General features: G+C 58.9%; 15 protein-coding genes and 1 pseudogene. 15 read left to right on the plus strand and 1 reads right to left on the minus strand.

The genetic code is table 11. The features are described from left to right. Positions 1-243 precede the first annotated feature (243 nt). The 15 genes and pseudogenes from G485_RS0110285 to cas3 all read left to right on the plus strand — a co-directional run. A complete protein-coding gene (locus tag G485_RS0110285; RefSeq protein WP_051318165.1) occupies positions 244-1,374 on the plus strand; it encodes an amidase domain-containing protein in 1,131 nt (376 codons plus the stop codon). A 42-nt stretch (positions 1,375-1,416) separates the two neighbouring features. Continuing rightward, positions 1,417-2,565: a D-alanine--D-alanine ligase gene (locus G485_RS0110290; protein WP_027092487.1), complete on the plus strand. Its 1,149-nt coding sequence runs from the start codon at positions 1,417-1,419 to the stop codon at positions 2,563-2,565. Positions 2,566-3,186: 621 nt separating this feature from the next. Continuing rightward, positions 3,187-3,510 (plus strand): hypothetical protein, encoded by a 324-nt coding sequence (locus G485_RS0110295; protein WP_027092488.1) that lies wholly within the window; start codon positions 3,187-3,189, stop codon positions 3,508-3,510. 60 nt (positions 3,511-3,570) lie between these two features. Further along, positions 3,571-4,563, plus strand: a complete 993-nt coding sequence (gene uvsE / locus G485_RS0110300) for a UV DNA damage repair endonuclease UvsE (RefSeq protein WP_027092489.1) — start codon at positions 3,571-3,573, stop codon at positions 4,561-4,563. A gap of 82 nt (positions 4,564-4,645) precedes the next feature. Beyond that, on the plus strand, positions 4,646-5,470 hold the full coding sequence (locus tag G485_RS0110305; protein WP_027092490.1) for a sulfite exporter TauE/SafE family protein: 825 nt from the start codon (positions 4,646-4,648) through the stop codon (positions 5,468-5,470). Between the two features lie 117 nt (positions 5,471-5,587). Continuing rightward, positions 5,588-6,424: an inositol monophosphatase family protein gene (locus G485_RS0110310; RefSeq protein WP_027092491.1), complete on the plus strand. Its 837-nt coding sequence runs from the start codon at positions 5,588-5,590 to the stop codon at positions 6,422-6,424. Between the two features lie 58 nt (positions 6,425-6,482). Continuing rightward, positions 6,483-6,857 carry a hypothetical protein gene (locus G485_RS30890; RefSeq protein WP_240489117.1) on the plus strand — a complete coding sequence of 125 codons (375 nt, stop codon included), beginning with the start codon at positions 6,483-6,485 and terminating at the stop codon, positions 6,855-6,857. Between the two features lie 379 nt (positions 6,858-7,236). Next, positions 7,237-8,985 (plus strand): sensor histidine kinase, encoded by a 1,749-nt coding sequence (locus G485_RS0110320; RefSeq protein WP_027092493.1) that lies wholly within the window; start codon positions 7,237-7,239, stop codon positions 8,983-8,985. After that, positions 8,982-10,607, plus strand: a complete 1,626-nt coding sequence (locus tag G485_RS0110325; protein ID WP_027092494.1) for a response regulator — start codon at positions 8,982-8,984, stop codon at positions 10,605-10,607. The genes G485_RS0110320 and G485_RS0110325 overlap by 4 nt, the downstream gene beginning before the upstream one ends. Positions 10,608-10,742: 135 nt before the next feature. Then, positions 10,743-12,473 carry a type 2 periplasmic-binding domain-containing protein gene (locus tag G485_RS0110330; RefSeq protein WP_027092495.1) on the plus strand — a complete coding sequence of 577 codons (1,731 nt, stop codon included), beginning with the start codon at positions 10,743-10,745 and terminating at the stop codon, positions 12,471-12,473. A 169-nt stretch (positions 12,474-12,642) separates the two neighbouring features. Further along, positions 12,643-13,539, plus strand: a complete 897-nt coding sequence (locus tag G485_RS0110335) for an ABC transporter permease (protein WP_027092496.1) — start codon at positions 12,643-12,645, stop codon at positions 13,537-13,539. 12 nt (positions 13,540-13,551) lie between these two features. Further along, a complete protein-coding gene (locus G485_RS0110340; RefSeq protein WP_027092497.1) occupies positions 13,552-14,430 on the plus strand; it encodes a carbohydrate ABC transporter permease in 879 nt (292 codons plus the stop codon). A gap of 54 nt (positions 14,431-14,484) precedes the next feature. Beyond that, a complete protein-coding gene (locus tag G485_RS0110345; protein ID WP_027092498.1) occupies positions 14,485-16,560 on the plus strand; it encodes a beta-galactosidase in 2,076 nt (691 codons plus the stop codon). 188 nt (positions 16,561-16,748) lie between these two features. Continuing rightward, positions 16,749-17,792, plus strand: coding sequence for a glycoside hydrolase family 53 protein (locus G485_RS0110350; RefSeq protein WP_027092499.1), 1,044 nt, complete (start codon positions 16,749-16,751; stop codon positions 17,790-17,792). A gap of 638 nt (positions 17,793-18,430) precedes the next feature. After that, positions 18,431-20,282 (plus strand): annotated as a pseudogene (gene cas3 / locus G485_RS25940) (CRISPR-associated helicase Cas3'); the annotation flags it as partial. 38 nt (positions 20,283-20,320) lie between these two features. Here the strand turns inward: cas3 and G485_RS28990 are convergent. Further along, a partial coding sequence (locus G485_RS28990; RefSeq protein WP_205620138.1) for a transposase occupies positions 20,321-20,649 on the minus strand: 329 nt, incomplete at its 5' end.

Consider the following 20,649-nt stretch of genomic DNA (forward strand, 5'->3'; position numbering starts at 1 on the left):
TCTTTGCATCCCGAAAACGGAAGTCGGCCGTGCGCCGGTTCCGGCAAGCCCGTTGTCCGCCGAACGTCCCGGCGCTTCCGACCGAACGCCCCCGCCGCGGGCCAAGCTCCCAAACGTTGACCGGACTGCCTTAGGATGCCACATGTCGCGCGATGTTCATCCGTATCGGTTGTGAGGATTGTTGCGGCTGTCGGGCGGCCGTTCTTCGCATTCCCGTCATGCGGCGCCGCCAAGGCGAATAGAATGAATCGACGCAATCTGCGCCATGCGGGAGGGGGAAGGCGGATGCCGGATCGGGAGAGCGGCTGGCAACAGGCGTTGGTCGATTACGTAAACGCCGTAAACGAGGACGGGCTAAGCGGACAGGCCGGAACTTATCGGCGCGTGCCCGATCCGGAGCACCGGGCCCGCCTGATGCGGAAGTACGAGGCGGCGTCGGACCGGAGGCGGCCGTTGCGCGCGAAGCGGGTTCGCAGCGAAATTCGCGCGCGGCTGCTCCGCAAAGCCGAGAAGGCAACGGAGGCCGAGTGCGACGTACAGCTTCACCTGCTCCATTCGTACGAGCAGGAGAGCCTGTCGTGGCAGGAGGAGCGGCTGGAGCGGGAGCGGATCCGGTTCATCCGGGCGGGCAGCCGCTGGCGCATCGACCGGATCGAGCCGCTGGCGACGGAGCGGCGGGAGGAAGCCTGGCCCGTACACGAAGCGGAGGCGGGAGAGGGGTTCGGATGGGGCGGGAGAACGGTCATCCCGTCCGTGCCTTATATCAATCCCGCCGCGATGACGGCGTTCAAATCCAAAGTGCTCGCCGGACCGGGAGCGGCCGGCGGCGGCCCAGGGGAAGGCTGGTTCGATCCGTCGCGAAGGGGAACGCCGTACCGGCGGGAAGAAACGGTTGCCTACGCGGACCGCTGGTGGGGCGAATATAACCCCGCCTACGAGGGTTTTGAGGTCAATTGCACCAACTACGTATCCCAATGCATCTTTGCAGGGGGTGCGCCAATGAACTATACTGGGAGAAGAGAATCGGGCTGGTGGTACAAAGGACGCGTGAACGGCCAGGAGCTGTGGAGCTACAGCTGGGCGGTGGCGCACGGCTTGCAGAATTACTTGTCGCGGCCGCGTTCCTGGGGGTTGCGCGCGGAATTGGTGGAATCGCCGCGGCAGCTCATGCTGGGCGACGTCATTTGTTACGACTGGGACGGCAACGGGCGGTTCCAGCACAACACGGTCGTGACCGCGTTCACCCCGGACGGAATGCCGCTCGTGAACGCCAATACGATAAGCAGCCGCCACCGCTATTGGGATTACCGCGATTCGTACGCCTGGACGGAACGCACCCAATACCGCTTTTTTCATATCGTCGACGAATTTTGAACGCGCCGGGACGATTTCTTAGCTGAGTACTGGAGGAGAACCATGGGACATAAAGTGCGCGTCGGCCTCGTCTACGGCGGACGCTCGGGAGAGCACGAAGTTTCGCTTCAAACCGCGCTTGCGGTGCTTAAATCGTTCGACTACGACAAATACGAAATCATTCCGTTTTATATTACGAAGAAAGGACAATGGAAATCGGGACCGCTGCTGCAGGCGCCCCCTGCGACGGTCGCCGAATTGCAATTCGGCGGGGCGAAGAACGCGTCCGGGGATGGCTTGCAGATGCAGGCGAACGCGCTGCTGCCGGTGCTGCAAGGGATGTCGGAGAGGGTGCTCGCCGAAGGCGAAGGCGCCGCGGACGGCCGGGCGATCGACGTCATGTTCCCGCTGCTTCATGGCACATTCGGCGAGGACGGGACGATTCAGGGGTTGTTCGAGATGGCGGGCCTGCCCTACGTCGGGGCGGGCGTTCTCGCTTCCGCTGTCGGCATGGACAAAGCCGCGATGAAGACGATGTTCGCGCAAGCCGGGTTGCCGCAGGTGAATTACCGGTTCTTTACGCGATTCCAGTGGAACCGCGCCAGGGATACCAAGATCGCGGACATTGAGGAATCGCTCGGCTATCCTTGCTTCGTGAAGCCGGCCAACCTGGGGTCCAGCGTCGGCATCTCGAAGGCGCGCAACCGGGACGAACTGGCGGCCGCCGTCGAGCAAGCCTTCAGGTACGATCGCAAAGTAATCGTGGAGGAGTTCATCGACGCGCGGGAGATCGAAGTGAGCGTGCTCGGCAACGACGAGCCCCGCGCTTCGGTGCCGGGCGAGATCGTCAGCTCGAACGAATTTTACGATTACAAAGCCAAATATACCGACGGCAAATCCGTCATGGTCATTCCGGCCGATCTTCCTCCGGAAACGGCGCAGGCGGTTCGCGAGATGGCGATTCGGGCGTTCCTGGCCATCGACGGCTCCGGGCTTTGCCGCGCGGATTTCTTCCTCCGCCGAAGCGACGGCGCCCTGTTCATCAACGAAGTGAACACGCTGCCCGGCTTTACGCCGTTCAGCATGTATCCGCTCCTGTGGCAAGAGACGGGCCTCTCGTACCGCGAGCTGCTCGATGAGCTCATCCGGCTCGGCATCGAACGGTTCGAGGAGAAGCAGTCGATTGATTACGGCGGAGGAGCAACGGAATAAACGGTCCGCGAACCGCGGCCAAGCGAGATCGGCAGCCTCTGTCCGCCCCGGCGGCGGGAGAGGGGCCGGTTTCTTTTTGTCTCCGTGAGCGGAATCGAGCGGCGAAAACCGGTGACGTCTAACGAATCCAGCTCACCCTATTTGGTCCAAATAGCGCGTCTGCCAAATGTAACGAACTCCAGCGTCGCTATTTGAGGCAAAGGGCGGCTTTTTCTCGATTTTTGGGCGCAATAGCGCGTCTGAAGTTCGTTAGCGCAAAAAATGCCCCGTTTCGACGCTCTTAAGAACCATACGGTTCGTTAGAAAATAGGGGTTAGCAGCTTCGCTTCTCCGCAGAGCCCCTCGTCGTTCAAGAACGCCGGAGGCGTTTTTGCTTCTGACGATTCGGGGTGTGATCGGCGCGTTGCTCGAAATCATCGAACAGCGGCGGCGAGGAGCATTCGGGAAGGGCATTGTTCGATAAAGTCGAACAACGGCCTCGGACGGAGGTGTTACGGAGGCGCGGTTGCCTAAAAGAATCGAACATCGGCCGCCACACGGATGGGGGTTTTGCCGTATCGGCCTTCATTCCGCAAACCGCCTGGTTTATAATAGCAACAAACAAGCGAACGGAGGATGGCCATGGGGTTTCAGACCGAATTCAATTCCGTGTGCAAGTTCAAATCGGAGCAAGAGCTGTACGAGCTGCTCGAATACGGGCGCGGCAAAATGGTCAAGAAGCAGTTCCGCGTCTTCCCGACGGGGCAGAAAGTGATCGCGTATTCGCCCGACAACAAAGCCGTCGCCATCGTGCGCATTCTCGCTTCCATCGCCGAAATCAATTTTCAAGGCGAAGAAGTGACGGAAGTGGAGATGGAGCTGGTCAGGCGCCTGACCGAGGAAGAGTCGCGGGTTCAGACGGCGCTGGCTTACGAGATGTTTTTCGGAGACAAAGAAAACGGCTGACCGCCCGGCGATTGGGCACACTCTTCGTAATGCGATTACGGCGGAACGGGAGTGGACGGCTTGATTGTACGGTTCGGATTCGTCGCCATGTCGATGCAACTGGAGAATGCGTCTCCGTCCCGGACGATGACGATGGCAAGCTTCGCCAAGCTGGCCGACCGCGAAGCCGGATTGCGGCGCCTGGAGCGGCTGGCCGAAGAGAACTTGGGCAATACGCTTCGCCTGCTGAAGCATTGCAAATATATGGACGTGAAGGTCTTCCGATTCACATCGAAGTTCATTCCTCTGGCGACCCACGAGGCGCTGGCCGATTGGTCGCCTTACGAGGCGCTCGCTCCGGCCTTCGCCGAAGTCGGCGATTTCGTCAAGGAGCAGGGGATGCGCGTGTCGTTCCATCCGGACCATTTCACGGTGCTCAGCACGCCCCGGGAGGACGTCCTTCGTCATTCGACGAAGGATCTGGACCACCACGTCCGCATGCTGGAGCTGATGGGACTGGACGAACGGGCGACGTGCAACATCCACATAGGCGGAACCTACGGCGACAAGGCGGCGGCCGGCGAGCGGTTCCTGCGGCATTTCGCCGGTCTGGACGGACGCATTCGGCGGCGGCTCACGCTCGAAAACGACGACAAAACGTTTAACGCCGCGGAGACGCTGGTGATCAGCGAAGCGGCGGGAGCGCCGATGGTGCTCGACATCCACCATCACGCCGTCAACAGCGGCGGTGAGCGTGCCGAAGCGCTGTGGCCGCGCATTATGCGCACCTGGCAGCGGCCGGAAGCGAATGCGCCGCCACTGCCGCCCAAAATTCACGCGTCCAGCCCCAAGAGCGCGAACGATCCGCGAGGCCACGCCGATTATGTGGAGCCCGGGCCGTTGCTCGATTTTCTCGTCGCGATCGCGGATGGGACTCCCGCCGTCGACGTAATGATCGAGGCGAAGCGCAAGGACGAAGCGCTGCTGAAGCTGATGGACGATCTGCGCGCCGTCTCGGCCGCAGGCGGGCCGGTTCGGATCGTGGACGGAGCGACCGTGGAGATCGGTTCGTGACCGTCGGACAAAATGATTTCGATAACAGGCGGAACGAGCGCCTATCTGTGTTACAATGAACACGCATAAAGGATGAAGACATATGTGGCTGGCTTGGGCATCGATGGTGCTGATCGGCGTCGTATCGGCTATTTTCGGAAGCATCGTTGGGTTGGGAGGCGGCATCGTCATCGTGCCTTCGCTCGTGCTGCTGGGGCCTTCCCTGTTCGGGGAGACGATTCCTTCGCAGCATGCGGTCGGAACCTCGCTGGCCGTTCTGATTTTTACCGCCATGTCGGCGACATGGATTTACAAAAAGCAGGGCAAAGTCGATTTCCGCAGCGGCTGGCTGTTTTTCGCCACGAGCGGACCGGCCGCGATGGCCGGCGCCGCCGTCACGAACTGGATCCCGCAGGGGCCTTTTCAACTGGCGTTCGGTATTTTCATGCTCATCATGTTCGGATTGATGATTGCGCGCGAGCGAATGAAGCCTCTGCAAATTCAATGGCGCATTCAGCGCTCTTTTACGGACGGAAGCGGCCACGCCTATACATACGGGTACAATCTTGCGCTCGCTCTGCTAATCGGCGCGGGTGTCGGCATTTCGTCCGGCTTGTTCGGCATCGGCGGCGGATCGCTGTTCGTTCCGCTCATGGTGCTGCTGTTCCGTTTCCCGCCCCATGTGGCGACGGCAACGTCGATGTTCGTCATTTTGCTGTCGTCGGTGCTCGGAAGCGGCGTCCATTTGTGGCACGGCAACATCGACTGGTATTTGTTCTTGGCGCTGGCGCCCGGGGCGATCATCGGCGGCAGGGTCGGCGCCATCATCGCTTCCAAGCTGACCGGCAAGCAACTGATGTGGCTGCTTCGGGCGACGCTGCTGGTAGTGGCTATCTATCTCATTATCAAAGGCCTGAGAGAACTATAAAAGGCTGATCGAGGATGCCATTGGCCGGAACCGCTGCATCGCGCCAAACGTAGAAATGAAGAGAACAAATTCTTAGTATCACAACTCGCTATTAAATAGAAGATTTGAGGGATGTTCATGGAACAGACTGAATCAGTGATCGGCAGCAAGAGCTTCACAGCCGTTGCCGTCAACTGTGCTTCCAAGGCCGGAGAATGGATCAAGAGCAAAATCGGCAACTTCGCCGAGCCCGATCTGAAGCAATCGATGCACGATCTGGTGACCGAAGTGGACAAAGGCTCGGAACGCCTAATCCGGAATCTGATCGGCACCCATTTTCCGCACCATTCCTTTCTGGGGGAAGAGGGCGTGGAGCCGGGCCCTGAAGCTTCCGTCAAGGCGCTTCAGGAAGTTAGCGAAGCCGAATATTTATGGATCGTCGATCCGGTCGACGGCACGACCAATTATGTTCACGGGTTCCCGTTCTACTCCGTGTCGATTGCGTTAGCTCATAAGGGACAAGTCATCGTCGGGGTCGTCTACGATCCGTCGCGCGACGAGCTGTTTGTCGCCGAACGGGGCAAGGGCGCTTACGTTCACGGCAAACGCATGCACGTCTCGAACGAGAGGACGCTGCGCCAGAGCTTGGTAGCGACGGGCTTCCCGGCCGATTATCAAGCGGCGCTCCCCGAGAATTTGCGCCAAATCCAGGCGCTCGCCCCGCAGGTCCGCAATCTGCGGATCGCCGGCTCCGCCGCGCTGCATATGGCCTATGTAGCCGCGGGCCGGCTGAGCGGCTTCTGGGAGATCGGGCTCAACGCCTGGGATCTCGCGGCAGGCTCGCTGCTCGTGGAAGAAGCCGGCGGCAAAGTAACCGACCAATCCGGCGCCCCGTATCAACTGGGTGTCCGGAATGTAACGGCCAGCAACGGCTTCGTTCACGGCGAGCTGCTGGAAGCTTTGGCGAAAGCTTAACCGCCCTGCATGTTCGATCGCCCCGCAGGCCATCCTATCGAAGCAAGGAGGGCGGCAAATGAAGGAAGACGAGCGCAAAAAGACCGGCATGCAAGGAACGAAGAATAATGAAGCCGTGCCGGAGAGTGCGGAAGCGTCGGCACGGGCGCACATAGAGGAAGCGTCCGCCGCACCGGTGGACTTAGCGGGAACGGCTGCAGCCGGGGAGGAAGAAGCTCCCTTTGCCCACACCTCCGCAGCTGAAGCCGAATTGGCCAGGTATCTGGCCGAGGGTCCGTTCGAATCCGAGGATCCCGCGGAGGAAGCGGTCGCGAAGCTCTCTCCCCGCTGGGAAATTCGGGTTCAATCGACGTTCGACCCGGTCGCGGAGGAGACGGCACGCTATCGCAAGATGGCCAAGGAAGTGGACGATCGTTACGGCGAGGACGCCTAGACGTCGTAACGATCGCTGTCGCGGCTCCGTTCGAACCGCTGCAAATGCGAAGTCCTCTCACTCCGGAGGGGGCTTCGCATTTTCTCTTATGGAGACGTAGCGAAGCTCCGTGCCAACAGCTTTCGCTCCCCCGGCGCTTATCGGTTCTCTTCGCCTCCTCACACGGTAGAACGAACGCGGTAAAGCGAACGCGCTAGAGCGAACGCGGTGCGGCGCAGGCTGCGAAAAGTGCGGAATTGTTGCGACATTGCCGCTGACGGAACGGCTGCGGTTGCATTACAATGGAGCATGCGAGCGAGCTTGAGGTTGTTCTCCTCCGGAGGACGGCCTATTCGCGCGTTCCCTCGCAACCGGACTAATGGAAGGGGTTTCGCAGCGTATGCCCAGATTCAACTTGTTCCGCAAAATCGTCCTCGTTCTGGCCGCGATGCTCGTTCTGCTCGCCGGCCTCTATTCGTATTCCAACCGGACGAGCACGGCCGTCCTGCGCGAGGAAATGAACAAGTCCAACACGAGCAAGCTGGACTTCTTCCAGTCCCAATTGGACGCGAACATCGATTCCATATCGCTGTGGCCCAATCTCCTTATTCACGATCCCGACATTTCGGCGCTGAAGGATGCCGAGCCGCTTGCCGGCTCCTACCTCGACCTGGACGAGATTACGCTGGTTAAGCGCATTCAGCAGAAGCTCAGCACCCAGGAAAGTTCGATTAATTGGAAAAGCTCGCTCTACATTTATTCGCCGAAGCTGAACCGGGTCGTAACCGATACCGATGCGATCAAGTACGACGATGCGGAGCTCAAAAGCCGCATGAAGCAGGGCTGGCAGGTCGAACCTCTGCCTTCCGACGGCGCGTTCGAGTTTTCCCTGCTGACGGCCGCCCCTTACAAAGCGTTCAACCGCCCCGAGGATGCGGGCCTGGTGATCGAGGTTCGTTTTGACAGCCAGAATATCGCCCGCATGCTCGACGAGTTCAAGAGCGACAGCCGGCGCGATCCATTTCTGTACAAAAAAGGGGTAGGCATGATCTACAACAGCTCCGCGGACCGGCGCGTGGCGAAGGAGCTCGTCGACAAGCTGGAGCAGCAGAAGCTGATGGACGCCAGCAACCAGACGATCGCGCTCGATGGGGAGAACTATCTGGTCAATACCAAATGGCTGCCGACGACGGAATGGTATTTGATCGACTACATTCCGTACTCCGACGTGATCGGACCGATCGAGAAGTCCAACCGCCTCTTTTACATGTCGGTCGCCTCTTTGCTGATCATGGGCTGCATTTTGGCTTATCTGCTGTACGCCCAGGTTCAGGTGCCGATGAAACGGCTCGTTCAAAGTTTCCAACGGCTGAAGCAGGAGGATTACTCGGTTCGCCTCGTGCCCAAAGGCGGCAGCGAATTCAGCTTCGTGTTCATGCGGTTCAATTCGATGGTGGAGCAAATCCAGGAGCTGTTCGACAAGGTCTACCTGGAGAAAATCCACGTGCGGGAAGCCCGGCTCAAGCAGCTGCAGTCGCAGATCAATCCGCATTTTTTCTATAACTGCTTCTCCTTTATCTCCAGCATGGCGAAGCTCGGAAACAACCGGGCGATCGTCCTCATGTCACAAAATTTATCCAGCTACTACCGATACACGACCCGGCAGGAGCGCGATTTCGTCAAGCTGTCGGAGGAGCTGGAATTCGTCACGAGCTACCTGGAAATTCAGCGGCTGCGCATGAACCGGCTGCATTTCGAGGTCGAGCTGCCTTCCTGGCTCCGCCAGCTGGAAATTCCGCCGCTGCTCGTGCAGCCGCTCGTCGAGAACGCCGTGCAGCACGGCGTCGAGGAGAAAGCCGGCGAGGCGTTGATTCGGCTGATCGTCTCCGAAGAGAACGGGCGCGTTCGCATTCGCGTGGAGGATAACGGCAAGGGGATGGAAGAGACGGAGCTGCGGCGGCTGCAGCGCAAGCTGTCCGAACCGATGGACGAAAGGACGGGCTGCGGTCTGTGGAACGTCCATCAGCGGATGCAATTGAAGTACGGCGAAGACGCGGGGGTGTCGATCGGGCGGTCGGACCTTGGCGGATTGCGGGTCGAATTGGAATGGCCGATCGCCCCGGCCGGCGGAGCGGAGGTGGGAGCATGATCGAAATTTTGCTGGTAGACGACGAGTCCTACGTGACCGAGAGCCTGAAGAAGACGATTCCTTGGGACAGCCTGAACGTTCGCAGCGTTTATACGGCGGCGTCGGCGGCCGAAGCGCTGGCCATACTGGAGACGCAGCCGGTCGACATTCTCGTCACCGACATCCGCATGCCGGAGATGGACGGCCTGGAGCTGGCCCGTCTGGCCGGGGAGCGCTGGCCGAACGTACGCAGGCTCATTTTGACGGGACATTCGGATTTCGAATATGCGAAAAAAGCGATTCAGCTTCAAGTGTCCGGCTACATTTTGAAGCCCGTGGACGACGACGAGTTTATGAGGACGATTCTGGGCGAAATCGAATCGCTGAAGGACGAATGGGAGGAGGCGGAACGCTATCACCGGCTTCTTTACGATATGAAGTCGGACCGCCGGCGGCTGTCGGAAAATTTGCTCAGCGATCTGTTGCTGGGCAGGCAGCTGTCGGAGCAGGCGATGGCGGACAAGCTGCGAAAATACGAGATTCCGTTGCGGCTTGAGGCTCCTTCGTTTTTGATGCTCGTGCAGCTCGGCAGCCACTTCTCGGATTACGACCCGGATTCCTTCGACTTGATGGAATATGCCGTCGGCAACATCGCGGAAGAAGTGCTCGGGGCCGCGTACAGGGTTTGGCACGGCAAAGCGCCCCACGATTGCCTCGCGCTGGTGGCGTCGACGAATCCCGACGGACCGGGCGGCGGAGCCGCACGTCCGCTCCGGGAGGAGACGAACCGGCTGGCGCAGGAGGTCGGCAAGCAGGTCCGTTCTTATCTGAAAGGGGACATCTCGATCGTCATCAGCCCGTGGTTCGTCTTTCCGGAAGGCATGTCTGCGGCTTACCGAGGGGCGCTCGGCACGCTGTTCCGGCACGGGGGGACGAAGGAGGCCGCCGTCCTGTTCCAGGAGGACGACCCCGCAGCGCCCTCGTCCGTCCGGTCGCTGGAGACGCTGTACAAGCCGCCGACGCTGATCCATCTGCTCGAATCGAAGCAGTGGGCGGCGGCGGAGGCCAAGATCGCCGAAGTGTTCGGCTATCTGGAGACGGAGAAAGCGGCCGCCACCCGCGAGCATCTGTACGAGGTTTACCTGTGGATCGCGAACGCGTGCCTTTATCTCGCCCATCGGCACGGAGTGCTCGTTCAGCAGATCGACCCGGCCGGATTCGACATTTTCCTCGACCGGAGCGCGGTTCACTCCCCGGAACGGCTGCGCCGGTGGGCGCTGGATTCGCTCGCGAAGCTGAAGGCGGAGCTGTCCGATTCCGATCATTACGCGCGGGGGCATCTGATCAAGCAAGTGCAGGAGCTGGTGACGCGCGACATCGGGCTCGACATCTCGGTGAAGACGATCGCGGAGAAGGTCTATTTGCACCCCGTGTACTTGTCCAAAATTTACAAGAGCGAGACCGGGGAAAGCCTGGGCGACTACATCATTCGGATTCGCATGGAGCGGGCGCTGTATCTGCTTAAGCATACGAATAAAAAGATTTACGAGATTACGGCGGAGCTGGGCTACCAGAATCCGCAATATTTCAGCAAGATGTTCAAGAAGCATTACGGCATGACGCCGAACGAATACCGGGATTGAGCGCGGTTCGCGGTCCGGGCTCCGGCGACAATGGTTGGCAAAGGTGCAGAAATCTTCGATGAATGACATAGGTTGGCGAACGGGTCTTCCCTATAATTAGCCTTAGCAAGCCATCCAAGCCTTAGGGGGAAGAGTATGAAAGCGATGACCAGAAAAAGCGCGCTCGCAGCTGCCGCTCTGATGTTGGCCGCCACCGGCCTCGCGGCTTGTTCGGGCTCCAAGGACGAAGAAGGTTCTTCGAGCCCGTCTTCCGCGAGCAGCCCGTCGGCTTCGGCGTCCGCATCCGCGTCCGCGACCGAAAGCGCCTACAAGGACAAATACGATCCGCCCGTGACGATCACGACCGTGTGGGGCGTCGATCCGGCCCTCAAGTTCAAAAACGGCGAAACGATCGAGAACAACGTCGCCACCAAATGGGCGCTCGACACGCTCGGCATCAAGATCGATTCGCTCTGGTCCGTCACGGATACGAACAATGCCTTCGTGACGAAAATGCGGCTCGCCATGTCTTCCAGCCAGAAGCTCCCCGACGTCGTGACGATCGGAACCGGAGGCGATTACGACCAGCTGGCGCAGGATCTGATCGATACGGGCGCGTTCCGCGAGGTCGGCTCCCTGTTCGATCAATACGCGAACGAGAAGTGGAAGGCGGCGATGAATCTCGACCCGAACGTCTGGAACCCGTATACCCGCGACGGGAAGCGGATGGGCATCCCGGTTCTCGACTACGCCTACAACCACGACTACCTGCTCTGGATCCGCCAGGATTGGCTCGATAAGCTTCATCTCGAAGCGCCCAAAACGCTGGAAGAGCTGGAGAAAGTCATGGACGCGTTCAAAAATCAAAATCCGGACGGCCTGAAGCCGAATCAAGTCATTCCGCTGTCCATCGGCTTCAAGACGACGATGAACACATGGATGGGCGATCCTTCCTGGGTGTTCGGCGCGTACGGCACCATTCCGGACCAATGGAACAAGGCGGCGGACGGCAGCCTCGAGTGGGGCTCGATCAATCCGGCCGCGAAGCAGGCGCTGCAGAAGCTGAAGGAGTGGCGCGACAAGGGCTATATTCCGAGCGAAGCGGCGCTGTGGGACGAGAACAAGACGTCCGAGCCCGCGGTCGCGGGAACGGCGGGCATCATCCCCGGCCCTTACTGGATGAGCGGCTGGCCGCTGCAGGACACGGCGAAGAACGTTCCGGGCGCGGTATGGAAGCCTTACGCGATTCCGACCGGACCGGACGGCAAGGCCGGACGCCACGGCACGAACTTCACAAGCGGCGTGACGCTCATCAACAAGAACATGGAGCATCCCGAAGCGCTGTTTACGTACCAGAACTACCTGTTCGAGAACCTGGCCGACCCGCAGCCGGGCAGCCAGTGGGACATCGGCGTTTTCAAAGGCTACGACTACGATCTGGACGCGAACGGCAACCCGGTGTACTTGGACAAAATTCCGGGCGGCGAAGTCAACATCAACCGCTATTGGCTCGTGAAGGACGGAGCGCGCATTCCGGACGCGCAGATGAAGGCGCTGCTCAAGCTCGCCGACGGCAACGAGCCGACGACCCGGCTGGAGAAGGAAGTCAAGAACAACTACGGCCCGGAGACGCCGGCCGCCGCCAAGGTGCTGCTGTCGCAGCCGGACATCTCCTACAAGGATATGTTCACCGGTCCGGCGACGCCGACGATGACGTCCAAGCAGGACTACCTGAAGAAGATCGAGATGCAGACGTTCAACGAGATCATCTACGGCAAGAAAGACCTCTCCGCGTTCGACAAGTTCGTATCGGACTGGAAGGCCGCCGGCGGGGACAAGATGACGCAAGAAGTGAACGACTGGTACAAGAGCACGCAATCACAGTAATCGGAAAAGGCAATCGAGGGCAGCCGGGGCACCGGCTGCCCTCTGCCCGTTCGCCCGGCAGCTGCGCGCGAAAGTGGTTGCGATAATGCCATCAATGTTGCGTTTGCTCGCTACTTCGCCGCGATAGCCGTTGCTATAATCACCGTATATCGAACAAGGAGGCTGCAAGATGCGCTACTTGAGACGGACCTGGCCTTTTCACCTGATGATTCTTCCGGCGCTTGCGCTGCTGATCGTCTTCAATTACATCCCGATGGGCGGCATCGTCATGGCGTTCCAGGATTACAAGCCGTGGCTGCACATCAGCGGCTCCGAATGGATCGGCCTCGACAACTTCCGCGCGCTGTTCGAACGGGAGGACAGCCTGCAGGTCATCTGGAACACGTTCCTCATCTCGGTGTTCAAGATCGTCTTCAATCTGCTGACGCCGTTCGCCTTCGCGATTTTGCTCAACGAGGTGCGCGCGAGGTTCCTCGGCCGGACGATCCAGACGCTTGTCTACTTGCCCCACTTCCTGTCCTGGGTCATCCTCGGCGGCATTCTCGTCGAATTCCTCTCTTCCGACGGCGGCTTCGTCAACCGGGTGCTGCACGAGTTGTTCGGGATCAAGCCGATCTTCTTCCTCGGAGACGGGAACTGGTTCCGGTTCACGGTCGTCGTGTCCGAGGTGTGGAAGGAATTCGGCTACGGAACGATCGTGTTCCTGGCGGCGCTCGCGAACATCAACCCGTCGCTCTACGAAGCGGCGGAGATGGACGGAGCGAGCCGGTGGCGGCAGACGCTTCACATTACGATCCCCTCTCTCGTTCCGATGGCCATCGTCGTCGGCACGCTGTCGCTCGGCAACATTTTGAACGCCGGCTTCGACCAGATTTTCAACCTGTACAATTCGCTTGTCATGGACAAGGGCGATATTATCGACACGTTCGTCTACCGCACGGCGATCAACGACGGCCAGTTCGGATTCGCCACCGCCGTCGGCCTGTTCAAATCGGTCATCAGCATGGTTCTGATCGTCATCTCGTACCGGTTGGCCTACAAGCTGGCGAATTACCGGGTGTTCTGAGGAGGGGCAGCGATGTATCACAAGACGTTACCTTACCGCATTTTCAATATCGTCAACACTTGCTTTCTCCTAGCCGTCGCGCTCATGTGCGTCATTCCGCTCATCCACGTGCTCGCCGTCTCGTTCAGCGCGAAATCCGCGGCGGACGGCAATCTGGTCGGGCTGTGGCCGGTGGACTTCTCGACCGTCGCGTACGAGAAGACGATCGACAACCCGGTGTTCCTCCATTCGCTGTGGGTGGCGGTCAAACGGACGGTCATCGGCACGGCGGGCATTCTCGTCGTGGCGTGCCTCGCGGCGTACCCGCTGTCGAAGGAGAATGCGCAATTCCGCGGGCGCTCCGTCTACGCCTGGGTGTTCGTGTTCACGATGATTTTCAACGGAGGGCTCGTGCCGTTCTACATTGTCATCCAAAGCCTGCACCTGATCGATTCGTTCTGGGTGCTCGTTCTCCCCGGGCTCGTGAACGTCTGGCTGATCATCCTGCTGATGAACTTCTTCCGGGGCGTTCCGAAGGAGCTGGAAGAAGCGGCGCTGATCGACGGGGCGGGGCATCTGGGCATTCTCGCGCGCGTCTACTTGCCCGTGTCGCTGCCGGCGCTCGCTACATTGGGCCTTTTCGCCATGGTATGGCATTGGAACTCCTGGTTTGACGGCCTTCTGTATTTGAGCAACAAGCAGGACTATCCGCTGGCGACTTATTTGCAGACGGTCATCGTCTCCCGCGACATGAGCTCGATGAGCTTCTCCAAGCAAGAGTTCGATCTGCTGTCCCAGAAGACGATTAACGCCGCGCAAATTTTCATCGGGGCGCTGCCGGTGCTGATCGTGTATCCGTTCCTGCAGAAGTTTTTCGTCAAAGGGCTTGTGATGGGATCGGTGAAGGAATGACGGAAGGCCGTCTCCGAACCGTTCGGTTCGACTAAATCAAGGAGGATTTCGAATATGCACGCAAAATTTCCGCCGATCAGCAGCCGGATTCCGGGCTTTATGCACGGAGCCGATTACAACCCGGATCAATGGCTCCACGATCCCGCGGTGCTGGAGGAAGACATCCGGCTCATGAAGCTGGCCGGCTGCAACGTGATGGCCGTCGGCATTTTCGCCTGGGCGGCGCTGGAGCCGGAGGAAGGGCGCTTCGAATTCGAATGGCTGGACCGCGTGCTCGACCGCTTCGCGGCGAACGGCATCTATGCTTGGCTCGCCACGCCGAGCGGCGCGCGCCCGGCCTGGCTGTCGGCGAAATATCCGGAGGTGCTGCGCGTCGGCCCGAACCGCGTGCGCAATTTGCACGGGCATCGGCACAATCACTGCTATTCGTCGCCCGTCTACCGGGAGAAGGTTGAACGGATCAACCGGAAGCTGGCGGAGCGGTACGCGTTCCACCCGGCGGTCGTCGGCTGGCACATCTCCAACGAGTACGGCGGGGAATGCCATTGCGGCTACTGCCAGGAGGCGTTCCGCGAGTGGCTGCGGGCCAAGTACGGCTCGCTCGAAGCGCTCAACGCCGCCTGGTGGACGTCGTTCTGGTCGCATACGTACACCGACTGGTCGCAGCTCGAATCGCCGGCTCCGCACGGCGAGACGATGGTGCACGCGCACAATTTGGACTGGAAGCGGTTCGTCACCGACCGGACGCTGGACTTCTGCAAGCACGAGATCGCGCCGCTGCGGGCGGTCAACCCGGAATTGCCGGTGACGACGAATATGATGGACTGGTACGAAGGGCTCGATTACCGCAAGTTCGCGGACGCGCTGGACGTGATCTCCTGGGATGCGTACCCGACCTGGCACGAGGCGCGGGACGACAGCCGGGTGGCGGCCTGGTTCGCTTTCAACCACGACTTGTTCCGCTCGCTCAAGGACAAGCCGTTCATGCTCATGGAGAGCACGCCGAGCCTGACGAACTGGCAGCCGATCAGCAAGCTGAAGAAGCCGGGCATGCACCGGCTGTCCTCGCTGCAGGCCGTCGCGCACGGGGCTGATACGGTTCAATATTTCCAATGGCGCAAAAGCCGGGGCTCCAGCGAGAAGCTGCACGGCGCCGTCATCGATCACGTCGGCCACGAGCATACCCGCGTCTTCTGCGACGTGGCGGATTTAGGCGCGACGCTGAAGGCGCTGGCCGGCGTCGTCGGCACCGCCACCCGGGCCCGCGCCGCCATCATCGCCGACTGGGACAACCGCTGGGCGGTGAAGGATTCGCAAGGCCCGCGGAACGCAGGCGTCCATTACGAGCAGACGGTGATGGAGCATTACAAGGCGCTGTGGGAGCTAGGCGTAGCGGTCGACATCGTCGGCTCGGACGACGACCGCGACTTCGGCCGATACAAGCTCATCGTTGCGCCGATGATGTATCTGTGCCGCGCGGAAGCGGGCGCCAAGCTGGAGCGGTACGTGCGGGACGGCGGAACGCTGGTGGCGACGTATTGGTCCGGCGTCGTGGACGAGCACGATCTGTGCCACTTGGGCGGCTTCCCCGGTCCGCTGCGCAAGACGCTCGGCGTCTGGGCGGAGGAGATCGACGCGCTGTACGACGGGGAGCGCAACGGGCTCGTTCCGGTGCCGGACAACGCGCTGGGTCTGGCGCGCGAATTCGACTCCGGCGAGCTGTGCGAGCTCGTCCATCTCGAAGGCGCGGAGGCGCTGGCCGTCTACCGTTCAGATTTCTACGCCGGACGCCCGGCGTTGACGCGGCACCGCTTCGGGCAAGGGCAGGCCTATTACTTGGCGACGCGCGCCGAAGCGCCGTTCTATGATTTTCTATACGGGAGATTGGTAGAAGATTTGGGGATCCCGCGGGCGATCGAAGCGGATTTGCCGGAGGGCGTCACCGCGCAGGTGCGGACGGACGGGGAGACGGATTACGTGTTTATTCTCAACTTCAGCGGAGCGGAGACGAGCGTCCCGCTGGACGGGCGGGCCTATCGCGACGCTGAAACCGGCGAGCCGGTGGAGGAGTCCCGGCTGAACCTGCCGGCCAACGGAGCGAGGGTGCTGACGCGGACGGCACGGCGGTAGCCGCAACGGCCCGCCGGCGCTCATCCTCTCGAAGCGGTCCCATCGCCCTCCGGCTTCGGCCGAAGCGAAGAATGTTGCCAAAACATAAAGATCGTTCGAATCCCGCCATATCACCCGGGCTTGGAATACGCTTACAATTTGAAACGGAGACAGCCGTCTCCCATTTCAATCAAAGGAGGTTCGAACGCATGTTGCGGAAAGCGGCAACGGGATTGTTCGCTCTGATCATCGTTCTCGTCCTCGTGCTGTCGCCGTCGGCTCAGCCCCATAAGGCGGCCGCGGCGCCGTCGTTCGCCAAGGGCGCCGACATCAGCTGGGTGCCGGGAATGGAAGCGCAAGGGTACAAGTGGAAGGACAAGAACGGCGTGCAGCGGGACATTCTGGACATTCTCAAGAACGACTACCAGATCAACTCGGTGCGCATTCGGGTTTGGGTCAATCCCTCGAGCAGCTATACGAACGGCTACATGAACAAGGAACGTGCCGCCGCGCTGGCGAAGCGGGCCAAGGATGCGGGACTGAGCGTCATGCTGACGCTTCATTACAGCGACAGCTGGGCGGACCCCGGCAAGCAGACGAAGCCGGCGGCGTGGGCCGGGTACACGTTCCAGCAGCTGATGGATGCCGTGTGGAACTGGACCCGCGACGTCATGACGACGATGCAGTCGTACGGCGTAACGCCGGATTGGGTGCAAATCGGCAACGAGACGAACAACGGCATGCTGTGGGACGACGGCAAGGCATCGCTCAGCATGCAAAACTACGCTTGGCTGGTCAACACAGGGAACAACGCGGTCAAATCGGTCAGCAGCGGCACGAAAACGATCGTGCACCTTTCCAACGGCTACGACAATTCGCTCTTCGTCTGGAATATCGGCGGTTTGATCGCCAACGGTGCCACGTTCGACATCATCGGCATGTCGCTTTATCCTAGCGCGTCCGATTGGTCGTCGAAGGTGACGCAGACGATCGCCAACGCGAACGACATGATCTCCCGGTACGGCAAGCCGGTCATGGTCACCGAGATCGGCATGGACTACAATCAGCCGTCCGCAGCCAAGAGCTTCGTGTCCGACATCAAGACGAAGATCCGCAATTTGTCCGGGGGCAAGGGGCTCGGGGTTTTCTATTGGGAGCCGGAAGCGACGCCGGGCTACAACGGCGGCTACAACATGGGCGCCTGGCAGGCCGACATGAAGCCGACGATCGCGCTGGAGGGATTTCTGAATTAGAACGGAATGCCGGCAAAAAGAAAGGGACGGGCCGAATGAGGCCCGTCCTTTTCCCCTATACGTCCAATTTGCCGCGCCGGAAGTCGACGAACCGGGAAGCCTCCGGAACGAGTGCCTCTTCTTCCCGGCTGCGTCGCGGCGAAATGCGTACTGTAAGCCGCAGATGTCGGCTAACAGGGCGAATGTATGGTGCGAATGTGAAGCGCACAGGATGTTCCTGGGACATTCACACCGGAAAAAAACGGTTGTTTGCCTTTAAAGTTTGCGTTTATACTTGATTTTGTTGGTAATTTGTTTGTTTTTGCGTGTTTTTTATCCTGAGCAGGTCATTTCGGGCTCATACAGGATCGCTGTCGAATCCCGCATGGGATGCGTGAGTCATGTACACCGTCACCTTAAGTCGCATCCCTCAAGGATGCGTGATTCAAATACCCTCTGACCGCTGTCTTCTTACAGCGCCACCTATTAGCGAAACACCCGCTGAAAGCGAAGAAGTCAAAAGCTTGCTAGCCCATGCCTCACTTCCCAACCATCGGACCCGCAAGTAGAACACGTTTACAAAACGTACCTTCTTACGAGTCCCTTTTTCTTATGTAAACGCACTTTGCTAAAGACGCTTGCCGTGATAATCAAGTATATTTGTGTTCAGCGCCTTAATTGACGCCGATCGGACGAACACCCGCCTCTTTGAGGAGAATAAGCCCAGCGAACCGGAGCGGGATCGTAACGAGTTGTTCACATCTTATTATCGAAAATTGATGGATAAGCTCGACTCCTTCCAGGCAGAGGAAGAGGCGCAATCGCCGATCAATCGGCTAAGGAGGGAAATGTCGAACAGATGCGAGCAATATGCGGAGAATCCGTCGGGCATCTATTCGCTCTCGATTCCGACCGGCGGGGGCAAAACGTTGGCGAGCTTGCGATATGCGCTTCGGCACGCCCTTGAGTACGGCAAGAAGCGAATCGTTTACGTCGTCCCGTACACGACCATTATTGAGCAGAACGCGGAAGAAGTCCGCAAGATTTTGTCGGATGAGGAGAATGTTTTGGAGCACCATTCGAACGTAATCGATGATGCGGACGATGACGACGAGAATCAGGACGGCACAATGAGTCTTCAACAGAAGTGGAAGCTGGCACGGGACAACTGGGATGCGCCGATTATTTTCACGACGATGGTGCAGTTCTTGAATGCTTTCTATGCTAAAGGTGGCCGAAATATCAGAAGACTTCATAACTTGAGCGAGTCGGTCATCATTTTCGATGAAGTGCAGAAGGTACCCGTTCGTTGTGTTTCGCTGTTCAATCACGCGCTGAACTTCCTTCACGACTTCGGTCAATCGAGCCTGATTCTATGCACGGCAACTCAGCCCGCGTTAGATTTTGTCGAGCATAAGCTGGAGATTAAGTCGAACGCTGAAATCATCGAACGTCTTGATGACGTGATCGAAGCGTTCAAACGAGTGGAAATCGTAGACAGAGCGACGCAAGAAGTATTCGATACCGAGAAGCTGGCCGACTTTGTCATAGATAAGCTTGACGAGGTTCAGAGTGTGCTTGTCGTACTGAACACCAAGACAGTGGTCAAGAAATTATATCGCCGATTGGAGTCATGCGGCGTTCCGTTTTATCATTTAAGCACTTCGATGTGCCCGGCGCACCGGAAGCATATTCTGGAAGAAGTCAAAAGACATCTCGATAAAGAAGAGAAAGTGGTCTGTGTCAGCACACAGTTAATTGAGGCAGGGGTGGATATAAGCTTCGACTGTGTCGTTCGCTCACTTGCCGGTCTCGATTCCATTGCTCAGGCTGCGGGCAGATGCAACCGTCACGGGAGGTCGGTAATCCGGCAGGTCTATGTGATCGATCACGCGGAGGAGAGCCTAACCCATTTGCCTGAGATTAAGAAGGGAAAAGAGATTTCCAGAAAGATCTTCATCGATCTTCGGAAAAATCCTAACAGTCACGGAGGACACATATTGTCTCGGTAGGCTATGGAACGGTATTTTCAGGAGCTGTATGGCAAATTCGATACAAACCTGAACTACTGGATTCCGAAGTTGCGAAAGAATATGCTCGATCTGCTAATGATGCCGAGAAGAAGCCATCCGTACTTTACGGATTACGCAAGCAGAACGCAGGAGGAACTCCCACTGTTCCTGATGGACAGCCATCGAACGGCTGCGGAGCATTTTAAGGTGATTGAGGAGCTGACGACAGCGGTTATTGTCCCCTATGGGAAAAAGGGCAAAGAGATCATTGCGAAGCTGAGCGAAGACGATTCGATCGAGGGGTTATCTCGTTTGTTGCGGACGGCCCAGCAATACACGGTTAATTTGTTCCCTTATGAACGGGATCAATTGGCGCGGAACGGCGGGGTGGTAAGTCTGCTCGACGGAAAAAGTATTGGCGTTAATCGAGAGCGCATATAACGAGGAGTCGGGCTTGGATCTTGAGAACGACAGTCCGTTTGAACTTGGGATTTATTGAGCGGGATAAAAGGCCTACTCATTTAGAAGTCCGGTGAATTAAGTCAGTTCTTGCCGTCTAACCGGCGTGCAAAATGAGAAGAACAACCCAGCGAGCGCTGGAACTAGCAGGCCTGACACTACCTCCGTTATCACGGATTTCGGTTTTTCGCATGCCGAAATACCGGTTTGAGGTCGTTTTTTCTTAAACCGGCATAGTTTTTTCAGATTCTGAACCGTTGCCGTAAGTATCGCCTGTTCCTGCATGCAGTCCAACCCACGGCTCCGAGCTCGATCCAAGCCATGTACGACTTTGCTTTCGGCAAACACATGCTCACAACGAGCGCGCAACTTTTGCAAATGACGATAGGAACCATTCAACTGAATTT

The sequence above is a fragment of the Cohnella thermotolerans DSM 17683 genome (assembly GCF_000429825.1).
Classification (GTDB): domain Bacteria; phylum Bacillota; class Bacilli; order Paenibacillales; family Paenibacillaceae; genus Cohnella; species Cohnella thermotolerans.